The sequence below is a fragment of the Vibrio sp. MarTm2 genome (assembly GCF_027587055.1).
In the GTDB taxonomy this organism is placed as follows: Bacteria; Pseudomonadota; Gammaproteobacteria; order Enterobacterales; family Vibrionaceae; genus Vibrio; species Vibrio sinaloensis_D.
Genome location: NZ_JAPPTK010000002.1, coordinates 493,361 through 517,702 on the forward strand (window position 1 = coordinate 493,361; position 24,342 = coordinate 517,702).

At 44.7% G+C, this 24,342-nt stretch carries 22 protein-coding genes and 4 tRNA genes; 13 read left to right on the forward strand and 13 right to left on the reverse strand.

Translation table 11 applies throughout. From position 1 onward, the window contains the following. Positions 1–102: 102 nt before the first annotated feature. The 7 genes from OH458_RS06690 to OH458_RS06720 form a co-directional block, all read right to left on the reverse strand. Positions 103–324: a hypothetical protein gene (locus OH458_RS06690; RefSeq protein ID WP_269977703.1), complete on the reverse strand. Its 222-nt coding sequence runs from the start codon at positions 322–324 to the stop codon at positions 103–105. Between the two features lie 298 nt (positions 325–622). Next, positions 623–1,021 (reverse strand): GspS/AspS pilotin family protein, encoded by a 399-nt coding sequence (locus tag OH458_RS06695; RefSeq protein WP_269977704.1) that lies wholly within the window; start codon positions 1,019–1,021, stop codon positions 623–625. Between the two features lie 2 nt (positions 1,022–1,023). Then, positions 1,024–1,320: a YciI family protein gene (locus OH458_RS06700; protein WP_269977705.1), complete on the reverse strand. Its 297-nt coding sequence runs from the start codon at positions 1,318–1,320 to the stop codon at positions 1,024–1,026. A gap of 101 nt (positions 1,321–1,421) precedes the next feature. Next, positions 1,422–1,820: an acyl-CoA thioester hydrolase YciA gene (gene yciA / locus OH458_RS06705; RefSeq protein ID WP_038138566.1), complete on the reverse strand. Its 399-nt coding sequence runs from the start codon at positions 1,818–1,820 to the stop codon at positions 1,422–1,424. Positions 1,821–1,997: 177 nt separating this feature from the next. After that, a complete protein-coding gene (locus tag OH458_RS06710) occupies positions 1,998–2,225 on the reverse strand; it encodes a hypothetical protein (protein WP_038138563.1) in 228 nt (75 codons plus the stop codon). 182 nt (positions 2,226–2,407) lie between these two features. After that, positions 2,408–4,903, reverse strand: coding sequence for a response regulator (locus OH458_RS06715; protein ID WP_269977706.1), 2,496 nt, complete (start codon positions 4,901–4,903; stop codon positions 2,408–2,410). Then, the gene (locus tag OH458_RS06720; RefSeq protein WP_269977707.1) at positions 4,896–6,098 is read right to left on the reverse strand and encodes an acyl-homoserine-lactone synthase; all 1,203 of its coding nucleotides are present in this window, start codon (positions 6,096–6,098) and stop codon (positions 4,896–4,898) included. Before OH458_RS06720 ends, OH458_RS06715 begins: the two co-directional genes overlap by 8 nt. Before the next feature lie 576 nt (positions 6,099–6,674). On the opposite strand from OH458_RS06720, the gene ihfA reads away from it, so the two are divergent. Then, positions 6,675–6,971 (forward strand): integration host factor subunit alpha, encoded by a 297-nt coding sequence (gene ihfA / locus OH458_RS06725; RefSeq protein WP_005476979.1) that lies wholly within the window; start codon positions 6,675–6,677, stop codon positions 6,969–6,971. Positions 6,972–7,074: 103 nt separating this feature from the next. On the opposite strand, the gene OH458_RS06730 is transcribed toward ihfA, so the two are convergent. Continuing rightward, positions 7,075–7,395 carry an HI1450 family dsDNA-mimic protein gene (locus OH458_RS06730; protein ID WP_038138556.1) on the reverse strand — a complete coding sequence of 107 codons (321 nt, stop codon included), beginning with the start codon at positions 7,393–7,395 and terminating at the stop codon, positions 7,075–7,077. A gap of 2 nt (positions 7,396–7,397) precedes the next feature. After that, on the reverse strand, positions 7,398–7,964 hold the full coding sequence (yeiP, locus tag OH458_RS06735) for an elongation factor P-like protein YeiP (protein ID WP_038138553.1): 567 nt from the start codon (positions 7,962–7,964) through the stop codon (positions 7,398–7,400). Between the two features lie 129 nt (positions 7,965–8,093). On the opposite strand from yeiP, the gene OH458_RS06740 reads away from it, so the two are divergent. Both OH458_RS06740 and OH458_RS06745 read left to right on the forward strand, forming a co-directional pair. Further along, on the forward strand, positions 8,094–8,861 hold the full coding sequence (locus tag OH458_RS06740; protein WP_269977708.1) for a nucleotidyltransferase domain-containing protein: 768 nt from the start codon (positions 8,094–8,096) through the stop codon (positions 8,859–8,861). A gap of 90 nt (positions 8,862–8,951) precedes the next feature. Continuing rightward, on the forward strand, positions 8,952–11,015 hold the full coding sequence (locus OH458_RS06745; protein ID WP_269977709.1) for a PTS sugar transporter subunit IIC/EAL domain-containing protein: 2,064 nt from the start codon (positions 8,952–8,954) through the stop codon (positions 11,013–11,015). Here OH458_RS06745 and OH458_RS06750 read toward each other — a convergent pair. From OH458_RS06750 to OH458_RS06760, 3 genes are all read right to left on the reverse strand, one after another. Continuing rightward, complete coding sequence (locus OH458_RS06750) at positions 11,007–13,370, reverse strand: DNA polymerase II (RefSeq protein ID WP_269977710.1); 2,364 nt, start codon at positions 13,368–13,370, stop codon at positions 11,007–11,009. The genes OH458_RS06745 and OH458_RS06750 overlap by 9 nt on opposite strands. Positions 13,371–13,440: 70 nt before the next feature. Beyond that, the gene (locus OH458_RS06755; protein WP_269977711.1) at positions 13,441–15,294 is read right to left on the reverse strand and encodes an Lnb N-terminal periplasmic domain-containing protein; all 1,854 of its coding nucleotides are present in this window, start codon (positions 15,292–15,294) and stop codon (positions 13,441–13,443) included. Between the two features lie 134 nt (positions 15,295–15,428). Further along, the gene (locus OH458_RS06760; RefSeq protein WP_005476891.1) at positions 15,429–15,914 is read right to left on the reverse strand and encodes a DUF3015 domain-containing protein; all 486 of its coding nucleotides are present in this window, start codon (positions 15,912–15,914) and stop codon (positions 15,429–15,431) included. Between the two features lie 352 nt (positions 15,915–16,266). On the opposite strand from OH458_RS06760, the gene uvrY reads away from it, so the two are divergent. The 9 genes from uvrY (at position 16,267) to OH458_RS06805 (ending at position 22,174) form a co-directional block, all read left to right on the forward strand. Further along, positions 16,267–16,911 carry a UvrY/SirA/GacA family response regulator transcription factor gene (uvrY, locus tag OH458_RS06765; RefSeq protein WP_038138544.1) on the forward strand — a complete coding sequence of 215 codons (645 nt, stop codon included), beginning with the start codon at positions 16,267–16,269 and terminating at the stop codon, positions 16,909–16,911. Continuing rightward, entirely contained in the window at positions 16,911–18,743 is a 1,833-nt protein-coding gene (gene uvrC, locus OH458_RS06770; protein ID WP_269977712.1) for an excinuclease ABC subunit UvrC, read from the forward strand. The genes uvrY and uvrC overlap by 1 nt, the downstream gene beginning before the upstream one ends. Before the next feature lie 72 nt (positions 18,744–18,815). Continuing rightward, complete coding sequence (pgsA, locus tag OH458_RS06775; protein ID WP_038138539.1) at positions 18,816–19,373, forward strand: CDP-diacylglycerol--glycerol-3-phosphate 3-phosphatidyltransferase; 558 nt, start codon at positions 18,816–18,818, stop codon at positions 19,371–19,373. Positions 19,374–19,612: 239 nt separating this feature from the next. Beyond that, positions 19,613–19,686: transfer RNA gene (locus OH458_RS06780), tRNA-Cys, on the forward strand. Positions 19,687–19,689: 3 nt separating this feature from the next. Further along, positions 19,690–19,765: transfer RNA gene (locus OH458_RS06785), tRNA-Gly, on the forward strand. Positions 19,766–19,849: 84 nt separating this feature from the next. Then, positions 19,850–19,936 (forward strand) — tRNA-Leu (locus OH458_RS06790). A 16-nt stretch (positions 19,937–19,952) separates the two neighbouring features. Continuing rightward, positions 19,953–20,028 (forward strand) — tRNA-Gly (locus OH458_RS06795). A 158-nt stretch (positions 20,029–20,186) separates the two neighbouring features. After that, complete coding sequence (locus OH458_RS06800) at positions 20,187–20,696, forward strand: hypothetical protein (protein WP_269977713.1); 510 nt, start codon at positions 20,187–20,189, stop codon at positions 20,694–20,696. 8 nt (positions 20,697–20,704) lie between these two features. Then, positions 20,705–22,174 carry a sensor domain-containing diguanylate cyclase gene (locus OH458_RS06805; protein ID WP_269977714.1) on the forward strand — a complete coding sequence of 490 codons (1,470 nt, stop codon included), beginning with the start codon at positions 20,705–20,707 and terminating at the stop codon, positions 22,172–22,174. Positions 22,175–22,186: 12 nt separating this feature from the next. Here the strand turns inward: OH458_RS06805 and OH458_RS06810 are convergent, their stop codons facing one another. Further along, positions 22,187–23,263 carry a PQQ-dependent sugar dehydrogenase gene (locus tag OH458_RS06810; protein ID WP_269977715.1) on the reverse strand — a complete coding sequence of 359 codons (1,077 nt, stop codon included), beginning with the start codon at positions 23,261–23,263 and terminating at the stop codon, positions 22,187–22,189. Positions 23,264–23,490: 227 nt separating this feature from the next. Between OH458_RS06810 and OH458_RS06815 the strand changes: the two genes are divergently transcribed. After that, positions 23,491–24,279 carry a TetR/AcrR family transcriptional regulator gene (locus OH458_RS06815; protein WP_005470716.1) on the forward strand — a complete coding sequence of 263 codons (789 nt, stop codon included), beginning with the start codon at positions 23,491–23,493 and terminating at the stop codon, positions 24,277–24,279. Positions 24,280–24,342: the final 63 nt, after the last annotated feature.

Genomic DNA, 24,342 nt, shown 5'->3' on the forward strand with positions numbered 1-24,342 from the left:
AACGTTTAAATGTCACACCAGATGCCTTCGCATCGTTCTTAAATCAATAAAAGAGACGCATTAAAAGTCGTTTCACGCCTCTTCACTTAATGTTATTCACGGTTATTTCATACCCCAGCGATCGCTTACCCAACCACCAGCTGTTTCGTCAAAGTGATTACCAGAAAAACGGTGGTTTTTTTCGATGGTATTGTCAACTTCTGGACGAGCATCGATAAGGGATTGGATATAATTGGCCATTGGATCACCGCAACTAAGCCGCTCTCTCCGAGTTGCGACCTCTTTAATCAGTTGAAGTCGATATGAGTTGCTTGCACGTTTCATTTTGTGATCCTCCGTGGTTGTGACACTAATATGAAAAGTTAGAAGCTCAAATCGATCCCGTCAACGCAGGAACACTGTTTTTTAGCATTATTCTCTTTATCAAAAGCGATAGGTTGGAGCTAAGAATTACTTGAGATTGTTAAGTGGTTAAAATTTCGAATAATTCACTAAATACGCAACTCAAGCATTCACAAAAAATTAACAAAAGGGGCTAATGACGAAAAGTCTTGGGGTATTTTAGGCAAGATGCTTTGTTCTAGTTGTTCAAAGCTCCACGAATGCAGAGCTTTGAATTGAATTAGTTGCTTTCACAGGTTTGTGCAGACACTAACTCGTCAGCCATCAGCTGACCGCGGGTATTGCGTATTTTTATCCGGTAGGTTAATCCAGCGTTGAGGTTTCCTCGAATCGATGGATTGGTGCAATAAGTATTGATGCTATGTTTTAAAACCGCTGAAGTTGGTTTTGCACCAACTTGATCTTGGTTGTATACCATCATCAATTCAATCGTTGTACCACTTGCTGACGCGCGCATTACAGAGAGAGGGCCAACTTCAAGTGGTAGCTCAGAAGAAAGAAGTTGAGCACGGTTGTCTGCCAACAACTCCAAATTTCGTTGTTGTTGCGCATTAGATGAACATCCAAACATCGCGGCCAAAACAGCGAGCAATAGAGTGTTTTTGATGTGATTCGTCATGATTAGAACACTTTCTTAAAGGGTTTGACGATGACGTTCTCATAAACTCCAGCTGCAACATACGGGTCGGCATCTGCCCAAGATTGAGCCTCGGCGAGAGAGCCAAACTCTGCGATAACAGTTGAACCAGTAAAACCTGCTTCCGCTGGGTTTTCTGAGTCAACAGCAGGCATTGGCCCAGCTGTCAATAAACGACCTTGGTCTTGTAATGCTTGGAGTCTTTCTAGATGAGCTGGGCGAACGCTGAGTCGTTTTTCTAGAGAGTTTTCCACGTCTTGAGAAAATATAACGTACCACATGACGAGATATCCTTATTTGGTATTGGGCAGATAGGCTAACACTTTACTTAAATTCGATTCATTTAAAAGTAGTTACGACAATATTTTTGTGAAATCAAACATTAAGCGGTGACAATAGGACGTGGTTTACCGTTACCATCAATTGCCACGTAATTAAAGGTGGCTTCACAAACTTGATAGCGAGATTGTATGCCATCTTCAGTTACGGGTTTTACCCATACTTCCAAATTGATTGACATTGACGTCCGGCCAATTTTGGTACATTCACCGTAGCAACATACCACATCGCCTACTTTTACCGGTTTTTTAAACGTGATACTCGAGACGGATACGGTAACGATACGACCTGCTGAGATCTCTTTCGCTAAGATACCGCCAGCCAAGTCAAGTTGAGACATAATCCATCCGCCAAAAATATCCCCATTAGCGTTGGTATCGGCAGGCATGGCTAAAGTGCGCAATAAAAGTTGGCCTCTTGGGGCGCAATTTTCTGAATTCATAATTAACATCCACAACAAACAAAACAGCGGCTAGTGAGCCGCTGGAAATCCTTTACAAGGAGAATGAGTTGGATTGTAACAAAACTTGCCGCGTTGTCGCCAGAACCACACCTATGAGCGAAATAATCTCGCGATGTGTATATCTAAGAATCGATAAAGCGAACGCTTTGTAAATGGTTAAGTGTGAATTTGGCGCTTCCAGTCTTCTAGATAACCTTCATTACGTAAGTTATCGACGGTTGATTCTAACTCTTCGTCGCTCATCGCAAAGCAACTAGATTTGCCCGTCATCAGGTTTAGATATTCGTGATATTCCATTTCTGTAAAGTGACCCAATCGGTCGACTAGAAGACTTTTAATCCCATGATGTATAAGTCGGTAATATGTGTGACGATGAACTTCCATAACCAGCCCCTTACAGCTACCAGCAAAGTCGAGACTTTGCCGCTTTGAGTGATGTAGTGGAAAGATGCATGATTGGTGCCACAAAGAACGTCAAAAATAGGGGGATGTTGCCTCAAAAATCGTAGCGGTGAGTCATTCTGAGAATTGACGTTTCAAAATGAGAAAATCAGTGTGTGGCGTTACTATGCAGGTTCTTTCGTCTCAAACGTTCCGATTAAAATTCGTTCCAGGGCATTTTTTGTTGTCGGTTTAGAGAGACGACCATCCATGAGTTGACTCATGCGCAATATGTCTTGTTCACCTGATTCACCCGAGAGAGCAATAATCGGTATAGCAGGGTAGGATTGTTTGATGATGCCCGCCGCTTCGAATCCATCCATTACCGGCATCTGTATATCCATAAAGATCAGGTCAATTGGATTATTGTGGATGATTTCTATCGCGACTTTTCCATTGTTAGCGAGTACCACACGGTAGCCAAGTTGTTCCAGATAAAGTTTTACCAACGCTCGTTGGACTTCTTTATCGTCAACCACAAGGATTAATTGAGGCTTACTGGCAACACTAATAGGCTTCGTTTGAATCGTGGCGGACGCCGTAACTTGCGAAGGAAGTGGTGTTTCTTCCGGTGCGATTGAGATGTTACTGATCGGAAATGACAGCGTAAACTCCGTATAATGCCCGTACTCGGAACGGCACCGAATAGAACCTCCAAACGACTTCATTACACGTTGACAATAGCCTAAACCAAGCCCGCTACCACCGCTCTTGTTGTGACTGAAAAAATCATCAAAGATTCGACTGAGCAGATCTTCGGGGATGCCAGGGCCTAAGTCTTTAATTATGATGTTGTTTTCATAGTCATTGACGTCAGTTCGGATCTCGATACAGCTTGAAGGGTAGGAGTCAAAATAGTAAACCGCATTTCTTAATATGTTGAACATTACAAAGTTAAACAAGGTTTCATTTATCTTGGCAATAAAGTCATGTTCGGCGGTTATCTTTACTTTTTTTGCGTCCTCGCTGCTATCGAACCCATACAGTGAAACTGCGTTGTTGATTGCTGTGCGAATGGATGTAGGTTCGACAGGCTCTTGGTCAAGTGACGAGTTGTTCACCTCTCTTAAAATGATGTCGATTAACTGGCGGCCACGCGCGATTGCTGAGCGACCTTGTTCCACGTGATGGTACAGCTCTTTAGTGGTTGCATGAGCCAACAACTTTTCATTCAAACATTCAAACTCTAACTGCACTTGAGCCAAAGGGTTTCTCATCTCGTGAGCGATTGAGTTAGCTAATGCTTGGGCTTGTCGCAAACGCTGATCGTAGTTGATATGGACTTGGGCTTTTTTCAATACGCGAGACAACGCGACTAACTCCTCATAAGAGAAGTTGTGTCCATCTGGTTTATGGCTTGAGACGAGCACATGAGAAAGCTTGTTTTTCGACTCGTATAGCGGTAGGACTAGAGCATAATCAGTCTCGTTCATTTGGCTATGAAGTTCAGACAACTCTTTCGTTTTGGTTTGCTCCAGTTCATCTTCGAGTTCATCAATAACCAAAGGATCGGTGTGGCTTTCAAAGTATTGCCTGTAGGTGTTTGCCCCTTGGTAGTCATCGAGCAGTTTTAGCTTGTCATTCGGGACACCTAGATATCGCGCGAGGTGTGAAACGGCTTGAGAAGGAGACTGCTGAAACATATCTTCGAGACGCACGATTTTGTCAGCGGGTGAAAGTGTCGTGCCATACATCAATAAATTGGCAATGATCTTGGTTCTTGTGTAAAGATATGGCCAAGTAGCCCCGATGACAATCGTGCTCAATAGAAGAGATGTGGGAGTAAGTTCAATTGAGTTACTAACCAACAACAGTGTCAAGGTATAGATAAGACCTGCAAGGATGGCAGCAATCGAGACAGTACAAATATGACGGAAGCTGTAAAAGCGAGACGCCAAGATGGCGTAACCCATAAAGAGCATCTCACTAACAGATAGAGCTGGTGGTAGCCAAGTTAACGAGAAATCTTGGAAAAAATAGGTGAACCCTAGCTGAATGATGGCGGTAGAACACATGAAAATAGTCATCCCCAGCAACATATAGTTGATTCTGGTTCGACGTATTCTCTTCGCACTACCGCGAATCGAGAATAGATTAATAAACGTGAGTACTACCAAGGTTGTTAAGCCTAGAAAGAAGGGCTTGGTGTAGTCACCAAAATCAATGATAAATTGACTAGGTGCGACGATAGTGACGCCGCGAATGGTTAGATCTGGGATGAGGTTCCAAGATAGGCATAAGACAAATGTGATGAGTGCGAGCGCTCGTTGAATATCCCAAGGCTTACTGCGAGTGTAATGATGTTTGAGCTTTACGGTGAACTGATAAGCGGATGCAAATGCGACCAAAGCAGATAAGTTTGCCACTATTGCCATCCATACGGCAGTGCTTTCACCAAAATCGACCAAGTACCCGGTATGGAAGTAGGCGTTACTCAATATCCAAATTGACAGTCCTAGCGTGTAGCTTATGTAGTAGCTGTATGATTTAACACTCTTGCCACCAAAACGCTTGTGTAAAGATAAACAGAAGTAGCCGGCCCATACAAAAACGAGTACTGCGGTAAGAATCAGAACGATGGCTTTGGGGTAAAAAGTGTTCGCAGCAAAAGTACTAAGCATGGTTGAGCTCATTGTGACGTGTCTTTTTTATTTGTTGTAAAGTTTGTTGTTTGTAGCGGCGATAATCTGAGGATGTTAAAGCGAGGTGCATTTGAGGAACAACCCAAGCCCCTTTATACGTTGGATTATCCGACCCCACTAACGTGCATGCTCCAAATTGGCAATAAGATCCCAAAGATAAGCTTTCATAGTACTTGATCATCAAAGGTTGTTCGACTACCACGAACGACAGCATCATTTGTTGTTCGTACAACTGTTTCATCAAACGCTTTTGCGAAAGATACAAGTAATACATTTTTTGTAATTTGGTTCCGCTCACGGTTAGCCGAATCACTTCACAAGATCTTTCAGGGCAAACTAGGTGCTCCCAGACTAATTTATCAAACTCTTGTTGACTCCGTGGCTCTTGAAGCAATGCTTCCGCAGATAGCAGCCCCTTTTGTATAAGTGTTGTAAGTTGCTGTGTGTGACTGATGCTTCTCCAATGTTTGCTTTGGAAAAAAGAGGAGAAGTAGAGCCAGTCTTGCATCCCGACGGCAAAGTTCACTCTTGCGGTTGAGACGATCAGTGGATGCTCAAGCTGTGGATCTGAATAAGTGAGTAAGAAGTGTGTGCCAGACTTAGACAGTTCGATATGTTCGAGCAGCTCATACCATTGAAGCTCTAAAACCAAAGTCGACAGATTGATCATCGCCACTGCATCTTTTAGGACCATAGCGAAAGGAGAATGAAGCGTGAAAAACAATTTCCGGTTTTGGTCGATATCGTCGACAAGGCCATCGTCATACTCTGCTTCGTTTTCTGGCAGTGCTTGCCAATGGTTTAGATTTATACGTCGAGTTTGTAACTCTGTGTATTTTTGCTCTAGCGACCAAATTTGAAATTGCGTCCATGCTTCAGCCCAGTTCGAAAAGTGCGCGAGCAGTAAGGATTCATAGTAACACCAATCTGAAGGCCAAAAGGTTAGGGGCGTGCGCGAGCTAACGTTGAACTCAGAAGAATTTATTTTGCTTGAAATATTATCGTCGCGCTTTTCGGGGAATCGCTCGTGAAACTGTTTGAGCCGGGATTTGAGGCATTGATAAAACAGCTGATTCGCGGAATCGCCAAATTGACTTTGGATGAGATAAAAGACATCGGAGTAGGTTTCAGACGCTGAGAGACAAACCGAATTTGTATGATCGTAACTAGCCATCACGAAGTTTGGTTCTGTTGTTATAATTTGACATCATTATTGATTTGTTGTGAATGATACGCAAATTATTTTATAGCAAATAAATACATCTATCAGTATCTTGCAACGAAAGTTGTAGCGAGTTTGCGTTTTCAACGGGAGATGTCATTGCTTATCTAACGTGTCGAGCGATTGTTGTGGTTTAAGTGAACTTTTTCTTTCGGGTGGCGATGACACTGAAATGCACGACAAGATGAGTTAACGTATTGATTTAACAATCAATAAAATAGCATGTGACAGCATTTCTTTGATTTTTAGCGTTTTATATTAATAGTTGTGTCAATTTGGTTTGTTGTCTTGCTATTTTGTGTTTTTATGGTGCTTTTTGGCATTAACCTCTGTTTTGGTTTGCGCTAAGTTGGCGACTTTGAAGCGTTTTTTGTCTCAAATGATCAACATTTCATAAAAAAGTTGGCGAAAATCATAAGCTTGGCATACACTTTCCAAAGTGAGGCCGATATGTTGTTGATTGGCTTGACGAAAGTGATGGTGTCGCCCTTGGGTGACGAGGTTTAACACAGCTTTGAGGAAAGTTTTATGGCGCTCACAAAGGCCGATTTGGCTGAGAACCTGTTTGAGAAGCATGGATTCAGTAAACGGGATGCCAAGGAAACGGTTGAGGCGTTTTTCGAAGAGGTGCGTAAGGCACTAGAAGGTGGCGAGCAGGTTAAACTATCTGGTTTTGGCAACTTCGATCTTCGAGATAAAAATGAACGTCCAGGTCGAAACCCTAAAACAGGGGAAGACATTCCTATCAGTGCTAGACGCGTAGTTACCTTCCGTCCGGGTCAAAAGCTAAAAGCACGTGTAGAAAACATTTCAATTGATGAGTAATGACAGCTAAATTGGCTAAGCATTGACTCATTCGCCATTCTCTAAAGCAGACAATGGCAGATAAAACACCCAAGTCTATTTACTTGGGTGTTTTTCTATTTAGCTAGTCTCTTTTCCACAGAATGTGGCAAAACTTGTGGTCTGGGTCTCGGCTTACAAGCAGTCGAGCAAATACGTCATCAAGGACGTCGTTTTCCTCGTTAACCAGTCCAACCCTGACTTCTGCATAGACCTCTTTGTCCACATCAAAGCCAACATGGCCAGACCAATCATCACCTGTCTCAACCAGTTCAGCAGCGCCGCGCTCTTCAAATTGCGCAGTGAAGATAATGACGTCTGCTGCCTCTAGGTTGTCGGGTGCCATTTCCAAGAAGATGTCGTAGGCCGTGTCGATGGCATCATCGTAAGAGATCAAATCGGTCATCACTACGCGCGGCTCATGTATTTACGTTCAGCAGTGTTCACGATGATGCGATCACCTGTCGCGATGTACTCTGGTACTTGTACTGTTAGACCAGTAGGAAGACGCGCTGGTTTAGTGCGTGCAGACGCTGAAGCACCTTTGATCGATGGGTCTGTCTCTTCGATGGTTAGCTCAACGGTTGCTGGAAGTTCAATACCTACCGCATTTCCGTTTACCAAAATGATATGCAAACCTTGGATCTCTTCAGTGATGAACAGCAGTTCGTCTTCAATTTCGTCTTTTTTGAATGTGAACTGAGTGTAATCCTCGTTATCCATGAAGATGTACTCGTCGCCATCAACGTAAGAGAATGCTGCCGCACGCTTAAACATATCTACCGTTTCAACAACGTCATCAGACTTGAAGCGCTCATCAACGCGAGCTCCTGTGTTTAGGTCTGTGCAACGCAGCTTGTAGATTTTTGCGCCGCCGCGACCACCAGGCGTTGTTACTTCGATATCTTTGATTAACAGCGTTTTACCATTAGATTCAATAGCAAAACCTTTTTTAAGCTCACTTGCCTTAGGCATGAACGTTTTCCTTTGTATGGTGTTGAATTCGAGCATTATATACTTAGCAAGAGGTAGAAGGAATATCTTGATTCACAACCTTCTCTAAGCGAACATTGTAGGATTACCAAGAATAAGCTCCTTTACGTTATGTATCTGTCAACTATCGATTCCGACCAACCATTACAAACGCCATACCGACCGGCGGTTAAAGAACTGATTGGCTTTTTGACAAGCGGGTTGGAAGACAATCTGCATAGCATTTATTTGTATGGCAGTGTTGCTAGGCGCACTGCGAACCCCGGCTCGTCTAATCTCGATGTGATTGTGGTGACTCACAAATCATTTAATGACTCTAAGGCGGCTCTGTTTAATACCATCAAGTGGCGTTTTCAGAAGAGTTATCCATTTATCACTGAGGTGAGTTTTAAAACCGCATTGGTTAGTGACGTAGTCAGCTTAGACAGTATTTTCTCTTGGGGCTTTCAGTTGCGACATTGCGCTGTTTGCGTTCACGGTGAGAACCTAGCGGAGTGTTTTGGTGATTACGAGCCAAGCTGGGAAATCGCCAAGCATTGGAATATGGACGTGGAAGATTGGGTAGCGGTTTATCGCAATCGAATAGCACGAGCAGATAAAACGGAAGACTTGATAAAATCACAAAAAATTATCGCCAAAAAACTGCTTCGTGCGAGTTACTCAGTGGTGATGTATCGTGATAAAAAATGGTTTGATGATCCGTTAGAATGTGGCCAACAATTTTTACGTTACTTCCCCGAAAAACAGGTAGAAATTGAGCGTCTTGGTATCTTGCTGTCAGGCCGCCTCATTGCCAAACGCTCTGTTATTGGGATCTTGGATAGCTTCGGTGATTGGCTGGTGAAACAGTATAAAAAAACCGAATTTAAAATTGGTTAAACCTCCGAATACACTCATTTTTTGATATGTCTGTTACTAATTGTGCTAGCTTTATTAAAGGAGAGGGTTCCACCGAGAGGTTAGATACCAGTGCAGGACCATGCGAAAAATCATCAACTTTCTAAGGTGAACACTTCAAGCCACATTCGACGTTATATTGTCCCTTCCTTACAAGCGATACGAGAGGGGATGTTGTGGCTGATTCCATGCCTTATGATCTCCTCGTTTGCTCTATTCTTTGCCAGTATTGGTGAGTTTATTGCGGGGCATAGATACCCTTGGATCGAGCTTTTTTATCAAGCTCATTCCGCCATTGCGACCTTTTTCCCTTATTTGATGACCTCTACTATTTCCTATGTTCTAGCGATGCAGTGGAAATTGCCTCGCCCTCCCATCGCGTTGTTGATGATGACGTTTCTAGTGACGGTCAGTAACCTTTTGCCAGCCGAGAATACGGTGCTGACATTCCATATCATCATGGCGATTACGATGCCTTTGTATGCTATTCCCTTGCTTGCCTATCTACTCAAATTTGACGCGTTGAAGTTGACTAAAACCGACTCCGCAGGACAAATAGTCAAAGAGTCGCTGAATTTTGTGCTTCCTGCATTGATTACGGCTTTTATTGTATTGGCGGTTAACTATGGTGTTGTTACCGCGTTGGTGAATGTTGAGTTTTTGTCTTTGCTTTCCGTCGACTATTCCAATGAACCCACGTTATTTGGCGTGACATTCGCTGCATTGAACTCAACACTCTGGTTTATGGGCGTACATGGGTACTACGCACTATTACCGCTGGTGGAACTATTACAAGAAGCCAGCAACTTAAACTATTCCACAACGTTAGCGGGTGGTGCTGCCCAGTATCATATGAACCTGTCCTTCATGGGTGCGTTCGTTTTTATCGGCGGTAGTGGCGCAACCTTTTCTCTGGTAATAGCACTTCTGTTATTTGCCAAGCAGCGAAGTTTAAGGCTGATCGCGCTTGCTAGCATCCCGATAGGAATACTGAATATCAACGAAATTCTACTCTTTGGCCTGCCTATCATCTTTAATCCGAGACTATTTTTACCTTTCTTGATCGCGCCCATCGTGAATGTCATGACGGGAATGGTCGCAGTCTCATTTGGCTTGGTGGATTCGCCCTCCGTGTCGGTGCCGTTCAATAGTCCCATCTTGCTCAACGCATGGATGGCAACTGACGGTGACTTTAGCGCAGTGATGCTTCAGTTGGTCAACATCGCGCTTGGCGTGCTCATTTACTTCCCTGCAGTCAACTCGTTGAGCAGTCATCAGGAGAGAGCAAGTATTCGCCTGTCCGCATTTGATACTTCGTATACGCGCAGACAAGAAGAGGCCAAAACCCTGATGGATGACCCAATTGCACAGGCGGTAAACCGTGAAAAGGCCACCATACAAGTGGAACAAGCACTAGAGCAAATAAGTCAAAGAGACTTTTGCTTAGAGTATCAACCGCAAGTTTGTTCATTGACTGGAAAAGTGATTGGTTGCGAAGCCTTGATTCGTTCTGTGGATACGAAAGGGCATATGCAGTATCCGAACACCTTTTTACCATGGCTAGAAAAAGCCAATCTCATGAAGGATGTCGATTTATGGGTATGTAAACAAGTGGTGCGTGATCTTGCCGATATGCAAGCGAAAGGACTATACATCGCGGTAAGTGTCAACGTGACAGCTGATGTACTCACTGATGAAGAATATCTGACTGAGTTAGAGAAAACGATAGAGCCTTATGCGCGTTTCATTCACATTGAAATTACCGAAGAGACCTTGCTGGCAGATGAGCAGGTATTGGCGCTTGCCTTTAATCGGCTACATATACTGGGAACTAAAATTCATATTGATGACTTTGGTACTGGGTATTCTTCGCTGAGCTACTTAAACAAGTTTGAAGTGGATGTACTCAAAGTTGATCGTTCTTTTGTCTTAGCATTGAGCAGTGACAAAGGGCAGAAAGTATTTTCTAGTATTATGTCTACCGCGCAATTGCTTGACTTGGATGTGATTGTTGAAGGCGTAGAGACCGACGAGCAACTTTCCCATATTCCCAAACAGAAAGGGACGTCTATTCAAGGCTGGTATTATGCAAAATCCCTGTCGCTCGAGAAGCTCATTGAGTTCGTCTTAAAATAGTCCCATTTGAGGTTCACTTAGCGATGTAAAGTCCAGCCCAATAAACGGCAAGATCGCATCCGCGACAGGTTTTAGCTGTTTATCGATGTAGTGCTGGTAGTCAATCGCACTTTTGACATACTCCTTGGGTTCGGGGCCTGACAGTGTGATCAGATATTCGATTCTCCCCTTGTTTTGGTACTGTAGCGGCCTACCGAGTTGAGTATTGATCTCGTCAGCCATTCTTGCTGCCCTTACTTGAGGGGGCACATTCTTTTGATATTCATGCAGTTTACGGCGTAGACGCTTTTGATAGATTAGCTCCGCATCAAAATCACCAGCCATGGTCTTCTCGACCATATCACGCACGTATTCGCTTGGGTTTTCTCCATGGAACACCATTGAGTAGAGCGTTGACTGAAACCTCTGTGCGAGAGGGGTCCAGTCAGTACGAGCACTTTCGAGACCTTTGAATACGATGCGTTCGTTATCACCCGCGCCAATCAAACCCGCATAGCGTTTTTTGGAGCCTGTTTCTTGGCCTCGAATGGTTGGCATCAAAAAGCGTCGATAGTGGGTTTCATACTCCAGTTCAAGAATAGACGTTAAGTTGTATTGCTCTTTTAAATGTTCAGTCCACCACCTGTTGATGTGATCCACCAATGCTAGGCCAATTTGGTCGGCGTCTTGCTGCGAATAGGCGCCGTTAAGAGACACAAACGTAGAGTCGGTGTCGCCATAAATAACCTGATAGCCTTGCTCTTCAATCAACTTTTTGGTCTGCTTCATGATCTCGTGACCTCGCATGGTAATGCTTGAGGCTAAACGGGTATCAAAGAAACGGCACCCCGACGAACCAAGCACGCCATAGAAGGAGTTCATGATGATTTTTATCGCTTGAGAGAACGCCTTTTCGTTGTTCTGCTTGGCAATATCGCGTGCTGCCCACAAGTCTTCGATCATCTTAGGTAAAAAGTGTTTGCTCCTGTGGAACTGACCGCCGCGAAAACCCGGGACAGCTTGATCCATTTGATTGCCGATCTCTAATCGAAGGCCTTCAATCAAACCCATAGGGTCGATGAGAAATGACCGAATGATCGACGGGTAGAGGCTTTTAAAGTCCAATACCAGTACTGAATCATAGAGATTTGGAATCGAGTCCATCACATAACCACCAGGGCTTGCGATCCAGTTTTCTGAATGAAGATTGGGCGCGACATAGCCCGCTCGGTGTATCTGAGGAAGATAGAGATTGGTGAATGCCGCAACCGAGCCACCAACACGATCGAGCTCAACACCGGTTAACCTTGAGCGCTCTATGGCAAACTCAAGCAGATGTGTATGAGCGAAGATTTTATTAACCAGAACGCAATCTTGCAGGTTGTATTTTGCCAGTGACGGTTTGTCGTTGCGAAACATCTGGTTAATTTCATCCATACGGTCATGGACGTTATGAATCTCTTTCCCTTCACCGAGCAGCTCTTGGGAAACCGATTCTAAAGACCAACTTCGAAAGTGGTAGGTTGCTGTCTTGAGAGTGTCAATACCATCTAATACCACCCGGCCTGGAATCGAAATAAAGCCTTGTTGAGTGGTATTTGACGAGCGGAAAAAACTGGATTGTTTTGCTCGACCTAGCGTTAGTTTGACTTGGTTCCACTCAGCTCGTTTATGCAGTAAGCGGAAGTCGAAGTCGATAACGTTCCAACCGATAATGACATCTGGATCAAAGCGTTCAAACCAACTTACCAAAGCGAGCAGTAGCGCGCGTTCATCGTTGACCCATTCGACGGGCGTGTCGCAAGGTTGTGGTGCACCAACCATTATTACTCGGCTATCCATCGGGCTATCTAAACCGACAGAGTAAAGAATTCCTTTCTCAGAACATTCAATATCCAAAGAGACAACCTTCAATTGGGGAAGGTAATTTCCTTGGCGAAGTTTGCTATGAGCGATGCGTTTGTAGCCGGGTTTCTGAGCAATTGAGCCAGTAAACTCAAGGCTCCCTTTTACGAACCGCTCCATGAGGTAGCGATCTGCGAGGCGGATGTCGTCCTCAAGCACTAAAACGTCGTGATCTTTTAGTCGTTGGCTCAGAGCTTTAGAGTCTTTGATGGTATTGCAGTAACATGCCGACAGGTCAGTCTGATCAAAGTCTTTGAGTGCTAACGATTTGAACGTGATCGACAGGTTAAGAGAGTCTGCGACTTGCTGCGCTTTGTTACATTCAGCTTGAGGGATGAAGAACACGGGTTGCTCATCTGTGATTATAAGCTGGGCTGGCCCGTTATCAGTGGTTACCCAAAGTTCAATTTGAGTTGTGCCTGATACATCTCTTGCTTGTCGAGTGAGAAGGAAACCTTGTTCAACTGTCATTCTTGTGCTGCTACATAGTGAAATCGAAACACCGTTGTGATGTTTCGAAACTTGCATATTAGCACAGACCTCAGTAATAGAAGTAGCCAGTCAACCGAGTGGTGAGCTCTTCGTTTGTCCAATGTTGGTAGTTCACCTGACCACGAAGCGCAAAGTGACGATTCAGTGACCAGTGCCAAGTCGCGGTTGCGTTGGCATTTTGCTTCGCTTTGGAGTTAAACAAAGAAAGGTATTGCCCTTCTAGACCAAGTCTGTGCTGGTCGTTCAGTTGATAAAGGATACCACTCTCGACACCGACTCCCAGTGTTGATTGATAGTCAGTGAGTTCTCCGCCGCTCAGTTCCCCCGAGAGTAAGCTATAAACGTGGAGTTTATCTGAATTTCCCCAAGCTTTGCCAAATCCAGCTTGCCCAAACCAACGTCCCAACGAGTCATTTAGGTGGGGTTTACGATCATAACCTGTGCGGATGTTCCAAGCCCAACTGTCGAAGACACGATTACTTGGCGCGAGAGACATTGCGTCGAGTATGTAAAGCTTATCAATCTGAGTGCGTGAATGACCGTCGATGCTTGCTTGAAGGTCAAGGAAGCTAATTTGTGCTCCTGGGATAAAGCCCGCAGGTGAATCGAGAAGATCATGATAAGCGGCCCGCCATTCAATCAAGCCTTGATTGAGGTAAGAATCGCTGTATTGATAACTGAGACCAATTCGAGCGGAGGCATGGCCTTTCTCTGGGCTAACGTTTGGTTTTGGTACAGGCGTGAACGGTGAATCAACTTTTATGAGGCTTCTTTGGTAAAGGAGCGCGGTAAGCTGTTTTGCGGTCGGGTCTCTTTCAAGTCCCAAGTCATACAACTCAAAGTTCAGCCACTCATAGGCAAACTCGAGGATGGCAGCTCGCTCAGCGTCAGTGTATTTATCTTTTGACGGGAACTCTCCTTGTTTCGCTCTTTCAGCCGCATCAAACAGTTGCTGATCGATCTCGTTGGCTTGATGGAGTAACCGCGTACCGAATGCCTCGCGATAGTTCGGCTCTTCTAGCAGGTTGCTATTCGCCAGTGCCTCTACGGTATCCGAGGGAATTGCCTTGAAAGGAAAATCTTTGACCAAATACAAATCATCTCGCGCAAGCTCTAACAGTGCCAGCAACTGATACGAGCAGTTTTCGTCAAGAAAATAGTAGTCAAACTCGGCGTCTTGCATTTCCCAAAGGTGCAGCAACACCCTCTCGACTTCCTGTGGGGATAATTTGAGTTTGTATTCCCAAATGTCCCTTGATTCTATGTCATTGTACTCGCGAACCTTTCGGTAGTAGGGCATCACTGTGTACCTACCTGGGTAACTGCCGACTAGACCTTTAAGGGCATAGAGTGCAGCGTTGTCATCACTGTCTGGCTCGGCAGCAAAATTGATCGCAAAAGCAACAAGCTCTTTATGTCGGGTTTGGTCTTTGGCGTCCACACGAAGTAGCGTGTGCCCAAACATAGAAGAAGGGTTGTTCATAAATGCAGTGGGGAATACCAATGTTAGACCTTCTGGGTCCAACACATCACGCCATCGATTTAACTCCTCACAGTTTAACTTAGCCTCACGCCCAAGCTTAGCTTCGAGCCAGGTATAACGAGCGGGAAAACGACATTGCGCAACCTTAGCTGCATCATTGGACTGTCTATAGAATGCCTCATAGGTTGCTTGCAGTTCATTGGTTGGGGATGTCTTACCGTCTTTCGCAAAGAAGAATGCCTCTGAGTCAACTGTGCTTGTATGTCCAGTCAGCGTGTTGGGTAAATAGTGTCCTAGTTTCAACCAGTATGGGTCGTTAGCTAGATCGACTATGCCAGGAACTGGGTTCGCAAAACTGACAAACGAGGTTAGTGCGCCAATTCCTATAAGGAAGGAGTGCTTAAGATGGATTAACTTCATGACGACTGCTTACCTGTAGACAGTTTCCAAACGAGAGTGGTTTCTATAACGTATTGAACAATAGGGAATAATACAATAGGAAAGAAAGGTGCTCACAAAGGAGCACCCTAATAGGAGACACTTATCGAGCTAGATTAAATCGCGTAAGTTGCAAGTGTACCGTTGTTAGCAACAAGCGCATTAAGGTTTACGAAAACCTCTTCTGACGTTACGTTTTCAGATTGGAAGATTGACGCAAAGTTTTCTTGTGCAAGTTCGTTGAATGCTGCTTTGTCAGACTCTTGAATGCCCCACACTTCAGAAAGTGTCGCTAGGGTTTCACCTTCGCCTTTCGCGATGTCACGCGCTAGGTTGTCCATATTGCCATCAATGAATAGCGCTAATTTTTGCGATGAACTGATGGTGCCAGAGCCGTCACAGCCTAGTGTACCGAATGTGATACCAAAAGTTTGGTTACCCGAGGTGCCGTTTGTTGTCGCACCAAGGACTTTAAAAACTTTGCCTGATTGACCGTCAAAGATCATTGTACCTAGACCACAACCGATGTCTGAGTCAGCCATTGCGATGTTTGAAAGAGGAAGCGTTGTTGCCAAAGCTGCCACTGCGAATAGCTTTTTCATAGTATATCCTTATGAAGTTATCGTTCACTAATGAAGTAATTCGTTTTTATGCAACTCAATGAGTTTAGCTAAGAAAAAATAGTGGAAAGTTGACATATAAGCAATGTGAATTATTGCATAACCATGCATTGTTCCAACAGCTGAGACACTTGGCATAGTTGAGTGCCAAGTTATTGATTAATAGCTAAATAAAGATTTAGTCATCAGATATGAGAATAAGTACTTGCTAAAGTTTGCGTTTCGGCACATATTCAGAATACGTAAATTCTCGAATTTGCGCTAGAATGCAACCATCCTGCTTTTCTCATAGTGAGAAGTAGCAGAGCTGAACAAAAAGTGTGGAGATACAAGTTTGATAAGTGTTTTCCTTGTAGATGATCACGAGCTGGTTCGCACAGGGATACGACGTATTATTGAAGACGTCCGTGGAATGAACGTAGCAGGGGAAGCTGAGAGCGGTGAAGATGCGGTAAAATGGTGTCGTAGCAATCATGCAGATGTCATTTTAATGGACATGAATATGCCGGGTATTGGAGGTTTAGAAGCAACCAAAAAAATCCTGCGATTCAATCCAGATGTCAAAATCATCGTTTTAACTGTTCATACGGAAAATCCGTTTCCAACTAAAGTGATGCAGGCCGGCGCTGCCGGATACCTGACAAAAGGCGCAGGGCCAGATGAAATGGTCAATGCAATTCGTGTGGTGAACAGTGGCCAACGCTACATTTCACCAGAAATCGCGCAACAGATGGCTCTTAGTCAATTTTCTCCAGCATCGGAAAATCCTTTTGCCGACCTATCTGAGCGTGAATTGCAAATCATGATGATGATTACCAAAGGGCAGAAAGTGACAGACATTTCTGAGCAACTGAATTTAAGCCCTAAAACGGTAAACAGCTATCGTTACAGACTGTTTAACAAGCTCGATATCTCCGGTGATGTAGAGTTAACCCATCTTGCCATCCGTCATGGAATGTTAGACACCGAGACATTGTAGTGACCTCTTCATTTGACTCGGTTTCGTTCCTCAAAACAGTAACGAATCAGCCCGGCGTTTATCGTATGTATAACGCCGACGCTGTCGTTATTTACGTGGGCAAAGCGAAAGACCTCAAAAAACGCCTTTCTAGTTATTTCCGTAAAAAAGTCGACAGTGAAAAAACACGTGCTTTAGTCGCCAATATTAACAAGATTGATGTCACGGTCACCCACACTGAGACCGAAGCGCTCATCCTTGAGCACAACTACATCAAGCAGTATTTGCCTAAATACAATGTATTGCTGCGTGACGATAAATCTTACCCCTACATATTCATTAGTGGTCATAGGCACCCAAGAATATCCATGCACCGTGGGGCTAAGAAGCGCAAAGGTGAATACTTTGGTCCCTACCCAGATTCGGGTGCGGTGAGAGAAACACTCCACCTCATTCAAAAGATTTTCCCCGTTCGTCAATGCGAAGACACCGTGTACAGCAATCGAACCCGACCTTGTTTGATGTACCAAATTGGTCGCTGTGCCGCACCTTGTGTCAGCTCAGTCATCAGTGATGAACAGTACGCTGAGCTTGTTGAGCTCGTACGACTGTTTTTGCAGGGCAAAGATCAACAGGTGCTTGAAACCTTGATTGAGAAAATGGAGCAGGCGAGCAAGACCCTTCGTTTTGAAGATGCGGCGAAATTTCGTGATCAAATCCAAGCTATCCGACGCGTTCAAGAGCAACAGTTTGTTTCTGAAGACTCGATGGATGATATGGATGTACTTGGGTTCGCCCAAGAAAATGGCATTGCCTGTGTTCATATATTGATGATTCGCCAAGGTAAAATTCTTGGTAGTCGAAGCCATTTCCCCAAAATTCCAAACGACACCAATCGCGAAGAAGTGTTCTATAGCTTTTTGAGCCAATATTATTTGAGCCACAATGAAGCGAGAACGATCCCAACTCGTATTCTACTCAACAGTGGACTTCTTGATGACTCAGAACCGTTGCAGCAGGCGTTGACCAGTATTGCAGGACGAAAAGTACGTTTTCATGTCAACCCAAGTGGTACGCGAGGTCGATATCTCAAATTGTCGAATACGAACGCGTTGACGGCGATTACCACCAAAATCAACCATAAGATGACCATTTCCCAACGTTTTAAAGAGTTGAGAGAAGTTTTGGGGATGGAGGGTATCTCGCGAATGGAGTGTTTCGATATCTCACACACAATGGGGGAAAACACCATAGCTTCTTGTGTGGTGTTCAATCATGAGGGGCCGCTCAAGCAAGAATATCGTCGCTACAATATTAGTGGTATTACTGGTGGGGATGACTACGCGGCGATGGGGCAGGCGTTAGAACGTCGCTACTCCAAGCAACTCGATGTTGAGAAAATTCCGGATATTGTTTTTATCGATGGTGGTAAAGGGCAACTAAATCGTGCCCACGACATCATTTCTCAATATTGGTCTGATTGGCCGAAGCAACCAAAACTTATTGGTATCGCGAAAGGTGTGACTCGCAAACCAGGTTTGGAAACTTTGATTACGACGGATGGTGATGAGTTTAACTTGCCAAGTGACGCGCCTGCTTTGCATTTGATGCAACACATTCGCGATGAGAGCCACAATCATGCCATTGCTGGCCATCGCGCGAAACGCGGTAAAGCGAGAAGAACCAGTGCCTTGGAAGGTATAGAGGGTGTGGGTCCTAAGCGTCGTCAGTCGCTTTTGAAGTACATGGGCGGATTGCAAGAGCTTAAACGTGCAAGCGTTGAAGAAATCGCCAAAGTGCCTGGCATTAGTCACTCTTTGGCAGAAAACATTTATCAAGCATTGAAACAATAAGAAAAATCCCGCACCATAAGGGCCTGTTTTCAAGCAGTAAACAGCGCAACACGATAAGAGCCATTAATAAATATGCGTTTAAACATCCCTAATATTCTATCTTTGCTTCGACTTTTTCTGATTCCAGTCTTCGTCGTAGTCTTTTATCTTCCTTATAGCTGGGCTCCGTTTGCGGCTGCTATGGTTTTTTGGGTAGCAGGTTTCACCGACTGGTTAGACGGTATGCTAGCAAGAAAATTAGGGCAAACCTCTCGATTCGGTGCATTTATCGACCCAGTTGCTGATAAAGTGCTTGTCGCTACCGCTCTTATCTTGATTACGGAACATTATCATTCGATTTGGGTCACCATTCCTGCCGTCACCATGATTGCTCGAGAAATTATTATTTCGGCGCTCCGAGAATGGATGGCTGAAATTGGTAAACGCGCGAGTGTTGCTGTCTCTTGGGTAGGTAAGGTAAAAACCGTCAGCCAGATGTTTGCTTTGTGGGTGTTAATTTGGCGCTACGATGATTGGATGATATGGGTCGGCTTTGCTGCGCTTTACATCGCGACCATCCTCACTTATTGGTCGATGGGGCAGTATTTACTTGCCGCCAAAGATGACTTGCTCAATGAAGAGCATCACTGATTTAAATAAACGGGCTCTGGCCCGTTTTTTTGTATCTGTGTTAGCGTTTATCCTAGGAAACTTACCGTTATTCAAAGAATTAACGCGAGTAAATTGAGCAATTTGGCGCTTTTTGAGCGTTAATTAGACAAACGATTCAAAAAATTAAAAATAGTGTTGACTCATTAGTTCGAATCCGTAGAATGCATCCCGTACCCAAGAGGAACGCAGCAATTAAGCGAGCTGATTGGAGTATCGAAGGCGTGTTGGCAGAGTGGCTATGCAGCGGATTGCAAATCCGTGGACCTCGGTTCGACTCCGGGACGCGCCTCCATTTGCGACACTAGCTCAGTTGGTAGAGCGCAACCTTGCCAAGGTTGAGGTCACGAGTTCGAACCTCGTGTGTCGCTCCAAATTATTGGATAGCGAAACAAGCTTCGATATCTAGATGGTGTTTTACTTACTTCAGTAAAGGCCTCACAAATTTAGATTTGTGTGCCCTGGTGGTGGAATTGGTAGACACAAGGGATTTAAAATCCCTCGGCGTTCGCGCTGTGCCGGTTCAAGTCCGGCCCGGGGCACCATCTAACACAAATTATTGCGACACTAGCTCAGTTGGTAGAGCGCAACCTTGCCAAGGTTGAGGTCACGAGTTCGAACCTCGTGTGTCGCTCCAAATTATAAAAAACCAGCCATTCGGCTGGTTTTTTTGTGCCTTCATATTTCCTTTGATGATAAAATACTCAAATAAGTGTTAATTCACTCGTAAATCCCATAAAATACGCCACAGTTTATAAGGTTGTTCTTGCTACGCGAAAGGGTGTTGGATTGCGTATGAAAAAAGTTTTGCTGTTGAGCCTGTCGGCAATACTGTCTTTGGTGTCCTCCTGCGTGTTATCCCAATCATTAGCGAGTTACCCTCAAAATTGGTCTCAATGGCCTGTAGTCAAAGAGTCGATGAACCTTCCAGCAGATACCGTCCTTCCTGACGACGCTTCGCTCTTTTTACAAGAATCTGTAAAAGCATACAGCTGGATCAATAATGGGCAAGGCTCCCCCCTGACGATTCGAGTCAATCCTGAAAAAATCGAACAATATCAGAATCATGGTCCTTACACTGATGGGCCAACCGCTGTCGCTGTTTCAGAAGTTCAAGGCATTGTTTGGGTCACCGAGCACATAGGCGGAGAAGCCATTTATGGCAGTTACAACCGAAAAGGTGAGGATATTAGCCACACTCATCCTTCACTCCAGCCAAGTTACTGTCAAAGCTGTCATACAACTTACAAAGATATTTGTCGCAACGGGACATGCGCTTCGTCAACTTCTCTTGATACAGAGTGACGCTGTTTATGAGATTTAGTGCCCCGCTGCTTAAAATGACCATTAAACAAATGCTGATAGTCTCTCACTTGGTATTGGTGGTGATGATTGTGCTAGGCATGAGCTACGCACGCTATTCCAGTGAATGGGATCGTCAAGTCAGATATTCGGCGTTGCTTGCAAAACATTCGCTTGATACGCAGGTAAACTTCTTCTCTGGTTCTGTTGCTGGCGTAAACTATGCCAATCTCACGATGTCATCGACCAAACAGGTGATAAGTTCTATCGAGGACATTCTGTTTTTCGAAGTTAAAGGCGTCTCAGACTACTCTAAGCGAAATGTCCATGTCCGGTATTTAGCGGAACGTGATTTGCTTTGGCGAAATGATGTTGAAGCTCAAGAACTGATAACGGCAGCCAGGCGAATAGAGATACTTGAGCAGAGGTTAGCGGACTCAGCAAACAGCAGTCCGGTGACAGTAAAGAAGCTCAATTACCTGTTGAAAAGAAATAAGACTGAATATGATTCACTGCTCCGCAGTAAGGAGTTGAGTGAAACCATCAGGCTCGCTTGGGATAAGCCAAAGTATCAAGGATTACGATATTATCTTGATCAAGAACGGTGTGCTTTGCACATCGAAGTGCCGCTCACTAACGCAAATGGTGGCTACATTTGGGCGGTTATCGACGCGAGCAATTTGACGAAAATCAGAACTCACTTGATCAAAGAACTTGTTCTGGAAGCCAGCGTTGCGTTACTGATCTCTTTACTGTTGATAGGTTGGGTAACACACTGGATTGTGTCACCGATGAAAAATCTGGCTCGCAGCATGGACTCGGAAAATGCCTATCAAGAGATTGATTCTCTGGTGGAGCTCAAGCGGTCGGATGAAATTGGCCAACTTGCCAGAGCGTATAAAGGGTTGTTGGTTAAAATTGAAAACCAGCTGAATATATTGCGTACGAAATCCGACACTGACCCGCTTACTGGCTTAGGATCTCGGAATAAATACACTCGCATGGTGCAACCGTTTATCAAACGCTACCTTAGTAAAGACTATTACGTTGGAATGATTGTCTGTGATGTGGATAACTTCAAAGCGTTTAATGATTTGTATGGGCACACAGAAGGTGACAATGCATTAGCGAAAGTAGGAAGCAAAATTGCTGAGTTAGTGCGCGATACCGATCTTGCTTTTCGTTATGGTGGAGAGGAATTTGTGATTCTTTGCGCACGCCCGTCCGGGTCTCAGCTGGACTACTTTACAGAACGGCTAAGGCTAGAAATTGAAGGTTTAGCCATTCTACATGGAGGCAATGATCCGCACCGAGTTATTACGGTGTCTGCGGGAGGAGCTCGAGTTCGGGCTTTCAAACCGACATCGGAAACGGATTACGAAGCATTGCAAGATCAACTGTTTAACGCTGCCGATAAATCACTGTACTTGAGCAAAGAGCAGGGACGAAACTGCGTCAACTGGAAGAGTATTGACGCATAACTCGTTTGTTACTTACTCCACGAGACGGTAGAGATTCCCGCTGTCAGTGCTAAACAGAATCTCTCCTGCTGGTGTTACTTCCAGATCTCGTATTCGCTCTCCTAAGGATTCTAGTAGCCGCTCTTCAGCAACGATATTTGCTTTCTCATCGAGTGTGACGACATTGAGGTGTGTGAGTTTCAATGCGCCAGATACCAGTTTGCCATTTAGGGATGGGTACTTATCCCCTCTGTAAAGGATGAGAGAGCTAGGTGCGATAGAAGGCACGTACACTTTCTTCGGTGTTTGAATACCCGGTAGGGTTTTGGCTTCACCGACTGAGATTGGCCCCCAATACTCTTTGCCGTGGGAGGTTACAGGCCAGCCATAGTTTTCTCCTTTGAGAATCAAGTTGATCTCATCTCCGCCTCGCGGACCATGCTCGATAGACCATAGCTGTTGAGTACTGCGGTCATAAAACAGTCCTTGAGGATTGCGGTGACCATAACTCCATATCTCGTTTAACGCTGAGTTTACTTTGGTAAACGGGTTGTCTTCTGGGGCTAGCCCGTTTGGTAATAGGCGCAGGATCGAGCCGGCGTGTGTCGTCTGATTTTGCCCGTTGTCTCGAACGCCTCTATCGCCGACAGACATATACACGTAGCGTTCGTCAAAGGTGATTCGGCTACCAAAATGCCTGCCCGTATCAGATCCAGACTGAGTCACGAGAAGCTCTTTCCATCCAATCAGTTTACCTTGTTGATATTGAGCGGAAGCTAATACCGTTTCGTATGCATCTTCCACTTGCTTTGAATAGGTGAAATAGAACGTATTGTCTTCAAAAGGAGACTTGGCAACATCAAGCAAGCCTCCCTGACCAACAGCGCTCACCTGTGTCGGCTTAGCGACAGTACGATAGGTGCCATCATCAAGGTTGACTACACCTACTTCGCCATGGCGTTGTGTGACAAGCAATTGGTTGTCGTCAATCGAGCTCATCCCCCAAGGTACCTTGAGACCAGACGCAACAAGCTCGGCTTGCCAAGCGTATACGGAAGTTGAGAGCACTGCTCCAATTGCGCCAAGAGCCAAATATGTGTGTATCTTCATCGTCTGCCGCACCTCTCACTTGGGTTTAATGACTATCTAAGTTGTATACGTTAAATGGGTTGTCATCAATCATTCTTATAAATGTACTTGAAATGATCAATAAATACACTATTATGACGATGTGTCAAAAATGACGAATCGTCATAAATCGCTGTTTATCACGTTTATGGTAATCGTGTTACAATGACTAGGTTAAGGAGTAACGGATTAGTACGGATTGATACATCATGTTTGGCTTTAGCTGTAGTAAAAATGACAAAAGTGAACGTTCTGGTGGTGGTGGTGCTCTTTCGAAGAAGCAACAGGCAATCGCTGACAGAGAGGTTGAGTTAACGCTTCTCGCTAAGTCGATAGTGCAAGAGCAAGGTTGGAGTAACTTGACAATGGACAAGTTGACCGCGGCGAGTGCTTATTCGAAAGGAACGATTTACAACCATTTCTCGAGCAAAGAAGATGCAGTGATCGCACTGTGTATTCATTCGCTCAAGAGTGAAGCCATTTTGTTTGCTAGAGCCGCAGCTTTTGAGGGGACAACACGTGAAAAAGTGATGGCGATGCACGTAGGTTACCGAATTTACGCCCGCATGGAGCCAGTTCTTTCTACGTGTGCCATTATGGCCAAGAGCCCGTGGGTGCTTGAGAAAGCGTCACCTGAGCGAGTCAAAGAGCTCAACGAGCTGGAGGAACAAGTCATTGGCCACGCCGATTTGCTTGTGAATACCGCGGTAGAGCAGGGCGACTTGAAGTTTTCTCCCGGCATAGGCTCTGATGCCATTGTTTATGCGAACTGGTCCATTGCTTTTGGCTCCAATGCTTTAAACCAAAATGCCTCAAACAGTCATTGTATCAAGCGTATTCAAGATCCATTCTCTGCATTGCATAACGCGAATATGTTGTTGGATGGGTTGAACTGGAAGCCACTTTCAAGCGAGTGGGATTACCGGAAAACCTGGCAGCGCGTGGAACAAGAAATGTTCTCCCAAGAGATTGAGTATTTGGAATCGGTGGGAAGGTAACACTTTATTTTAGAAGCCCTAGCGGGCTTTTAAATTGCCAATGGATGACGAATCGTCAAAAAA

Bases quoted from the DNA above. Each gene is read 5' to 3' on its own strand.
- OH458_RS06760 (WP_005476891.1), bottom strand. From the start codon at position 15,914: ATGAAAAAGCTATTCGCAGTGGCAGCTTTGGCAACAACGCTTCCTCTT.
- OH458_RS06710 (WP_038138563.1), bottom strand. From the start codon at position 2,225: ATGGAAGTTCATCGTCACACATATTACCGACTTATACATCATGGGATT.
- OH458_RS06690 (WP_269977703.1), bottom strand. From the start codon at position 324: ATGAAACGTGCAAGCAACTCATATCGACTTCAACTGATTAAAGAGGTC.
- yeiP (WP_038138553.1), bottom strand. From the start codon at position 7,964: ATGCCTAAGGCAAGTGAGCTTAAAAAAGGTTTTGCTATTGAATCTAAT.
- OH458_RS06695 (WP_269977704.1), bottom strand. From the start codon at position 1,021: ATGACGAATCACATCAAAAACACTCTATTGCTCGCTGTTTTGGCCGCG.
- OH458_RS06755 (WP_269977711.1), bottom strand. From the start codon at position 15,294: ATGAAGTTAATCCATCTTAAGCACTCCTTCCTTATAGGAATTGGCGCA.
- OH458_RS06810 (WP_269977715.1), bottom strand. From the start codon at position 23,263: ATGAAGATACACACATATTTGGCTCTTGGCGCAATTGGAGCAGTGCTC.
- OH458_RS06800 (WP_269977713.1), top strand. From the start codon at position 20,187: ATGAAAAAAGTTTTGCTGTTGAGCCTGTCGGCAATACTGTCTTTGGTG.
- OH458_RS06805 (WP_269977714.1), top strand. From the start codon at position 20,705: ATGAGATTTAGTGCCCCGCTGCTTAAAATGACCATTAAACAAATGCTG.
- OH458_RS06700 (WP_269977705.1), bottom strand. From the start codon at position 1,320: ATGTGGTACGTTATATTTTCTCAAGACGTGGAAAACTCTCTAGAAAAA.
- yciA (WP_038138566.1), bottom strand. From the start codon at position 1,820: ATGAATTCAGAAAATTGCGCCCCAAGAGGCCAACTTTTATTGCGCACT.
- OH458_RS06715 (WP_269977706.1), bottom strand. From the start codon at position 4,903: ATGCTTAGTACTTTTGCTGCGAACACTTTTTACCCCAAAGCCATCGTT.
- pgsA (WP_038138539.1), top strand. From the start codon at position 18,816: ATGCGTTTAAACATCCCTAATATTCTATCTTTGCTTCGACTTTTTCTG.
- OH458_RS06730 (WP_038138556.1), bottom strand. From the start codon at position 7,395: ATGACCGATTTGATCTCTTACGATGATGCCATCGACACGGCCTACGAC.
- OH458_RS06750 (WP_269977710.1), bottom strand. From the start codon at position 13,370: ATGACAGTTGAACAAGGTTTCCTTCTCACTCGACAAGCAAGAGATGTA.
- OH458_RS06740 (WP_269977708.1), top strand. From the start codon at position 8,094: ATGTATCTGTCAACTATCGATTCCGACCAACCATTACAAACGCCATAC.
- OH458_RS06815 (WP_005470716.1), top strand. From the start codon at position 23,491: ATGTTTGGCTTTAGCTGTAGTAAAAATGACAAAAGTGAACGTTCTGGT.
- OH458_RS06720 (WP_269977707.1), bottom strand. From the start codon at position 6,098: ATGGCTAGTTACGATCATACAAATTCGGTTTGTCTCTCAGCGTCTGAA.
- ihfA (WP_005476979.1), top strand. From the start codon at position 6,675: ATGGCGCTCACAAAGGCCGATTTGGCTGAGAACCTGTTTGAGAAGCAT.